This is a genomic window from Pseudomonas sp., from assembly GCF_049645325.1.
Lineage (GTDB): Bacteria > Pseudomonadota > Gammaproteobacteria > Pseudomonadales > Pseudomonadaceae > Aquipseudomonas.
In genome coordinates, this window is the sequence record NZ_JBARTQ010000604.1 from 1 (window position 1) to 2,561 (window position 2,561).

The 2,561-nt window shown below is 61.3% G+C and carries 2 protein-coding genes; one reads left to right on the forward strand and one right to left on the reverse strand.

Features of this window, described 5'->3' with window-relative positions; translation table 11 throughout:
- Positions 1-155 precede the first annotated feature (155 nt).
- A complete protein-coding gene (locus tag WBB95_RS25390) occupies positions 156-917 on the reverse strand; it encodes an SDR family oxidoreductase (RefSeq protein ID WP_424490076.1) in 762 nt (253 codons plus the stop codon).
- A gap of 228 nt (positions 918-1,145) precedes the next feature.
- Between WBB95_RS25390 and WBB95_RS25395 the strand changes: the two genes are divergently transcribed.
- Positions 1,146-2,153, forward strand: coding sequence for an NADP-dependent oxidoreductase (locus WBB95_RS25395; protein WP_424490077.1), 1,008 nt, complete (start codon positions 1,146-1,148; stop codon positions 2,151-2,153).
- The last annotated feature ends 408 nt before the right edge of the window (positions 2,154-2,561 follow it).

Below are 2,561 nucleotides of genomic sequence, written 5' to 3' on the forward strand. Positions count from 1 at the left end.
CAGAAGCCCGCTGCAGCCGGCCGCCAACTTTTATTAAAGTATTGATTTTATTGACTTATTTACCTGTTGATACACATTCACCCCAGGCCTTGTGCCAGCCCTGGAAACGCCCCACAGCACGCCCACCCTTTTCGAATGGGGCGTGGCGCGGCGTCCTAGATTGCCGTCGCGCCGCCGTCCACCGCCAGCGCCTGGCCGGTGGTAAACGCCGCTCCATCGCTGCACAGGTACAGCACGGCACTGGCAATTTCCTCGACTGTGCCGATGCGCCCGACCGGGTGCATGGCCGCGGCAAATTCAGCTTTACGCGGGTCAGCTTCGTAGGCACGACGGAACATATCGGTGTCGATCACGGCCGGGCATACCGCATTCACGCGAATTTTCTTCTTCGCGTATTCAATCGCCGCCGATTTGGTCAGGCCGATCACGGCGTGCTTGGACGCGGCGTAAATGCTCATCTTCGGCGCCGCCCCCAAGCCTGCTACCGACGCCGTGTTGACGATCGCCCCACCGCCCTGGGCCAGCAACAGCGGCAACTGGTACTTCATGCACAGCCACACGCCTTTGACGTTAACGCCCATGATGGCATCGAACTCGTCCAGGCTGCCGTCGGCCAGCTTGCCTTTCTCGATTTCAATCCCGGCATTGTTGAAGGCATAGTCCAGGCGGCCATAGACGGCGATTGTCTGCGCCATCATCTGTTGCACGTCGGCTTCCAGGGTGACGTTGCAGCGCACGAACAACGCCTCGCCACCGGCTTGCCGGATCAGCGCGACGGTGCCTTCGCCGCCCGCCACATCGAGGTCGGCAACCACTACTTTCAAGCCTTCTGCGGCGAATGCCAACGCGGTGGCGCGGCCAATACCGGCGGCGGCGCCGGTCACCAAGGCGACTTGGCCGGAAAACGTCATGCTCATGGGGGATGTCCTGTGGGAGAAATAGCCGTGGGCCGAGTCTAGCCAACCCCTGCACAAGCACGTCAGCACTATCAGAAGGCCGGTTGGTGCTGCATGAGTCGCAGTGATAAGGCGACCCACCTGATTATCAGCGAGGGCTATCGATGGGCATTCGCACACCGCGGACAACCTTGCTCGCAGGCCATTCAGGGTCTATCACTCATGGTTCATTTCAAAAGAGTGCTTGCCATGACTGCCCAGACCAACCGCCAATTCCTGCTCGCCAAACGTCCGGTCGGCGCGGCCACACGGGAAACGTTCACCTACCAGGAAGTGCCGGTGGGCACGCCTGGAGACGGGCAAGTGCTGGTGCGCAACCACTACCTGTCACTCGACCCGGCCATGCGTGGCTGGATGAACGAGGGCAAATCCTACATCCCGCCCGTGGGCATCGGCGAAGTGATGCGAGCGCTGGGGGTGGGAGAAGTGATTGCCTCGAACACGCCGAAATTTGCGGTCGGGGACTACGTCAACGGCGCCTTGGGCGTGCAGGATTACTTCCTCGGCGAGCCGCGCGGTTTCTACAAGGTTGACCCGAAGCTCGCGCCTCTGCCGCGCTACTTGTCAGCGCTGGGCATGACCGGCATGACCGCCTACTTCGCGCTGCTCGACACCGGCGCGCCCAAAGCCGGTGACACCGTGGTGATCTCCGGCGCCGCCGGTGCGGTGGGCAGCATTGCCGGGCAGATCGCCAAAATCAAAGGCTGCCGCGTGGTAGGTATCGCTGGCGGCGCCGACAAGTGCGCGTTCCTGGTGGATGAGTTGGGCTTCGATGCGGCCATCGACTACAAAAACGAAGACGTGCCCGCCGCGCTCAAGCGCGAGTGCCCCAAAGGCGTGGACGTGTATTTCGATAACGTCGGCGGTGACATCCTCGACGCCGTGCTCAGCCGCCTGGCGCTGAAGGCACGCGTGGTGATCTGCGGTGCGATCAGCCAGTACAACAACAAGGAAGCGGTGAAAGGCCCGGCCAACTATTTGTCGTTGCTGGTCAATCGCGCACGCATGGAAGGGTTTGTGGTGATGGACCATGCGGCGAACTTCGCGGCAGCCGGGCAGGAAATGGCCGGCTGGATGGCGCAGGGCAAGCTCAAGAGCAAAGAAGATATCGTCGAGGGGTTGGAGACGTTTCCGGAGACGCTGATGAAGCTGTTTAACGGTGAGAACTTTGGGAAATTGGTGTTGAAGGTTAGTTGAGCCGGGGGGGGTTGTTGGTTGGGGGCGGGGGGGTATATCCGTTGCTGTGGTGATGGCGGCTATGGGTTCCGCTCTTACAGCGGGTCACTTTTGAAAGAGCCCAAAAGTAACCAAAAGGCTCTTGCCCCTCCACTCGGCACCTCGCCTAGGCTCGGTGTGCCCTCACGCAGGCTTTGGAGCGTGGGCCGCCGTGACGGGCCATCCATGGCCCAACACGGCTAACCCAGCGTCCTGCCGGGTTACCCACGCTCCAAAGCCTGCGTTCGGCCAGCGTGGTTTAACGGGGCGCCTGAGATCAAGATCACAAGCAGATCAAAAGCAGAGCACGGCGGCCTGAAAGCCGACCTGAGTGGTTGGATCAAAAGCGGATCACAGGCAAGAGCTTGGTGGCTTGGCGATGCACCGTGG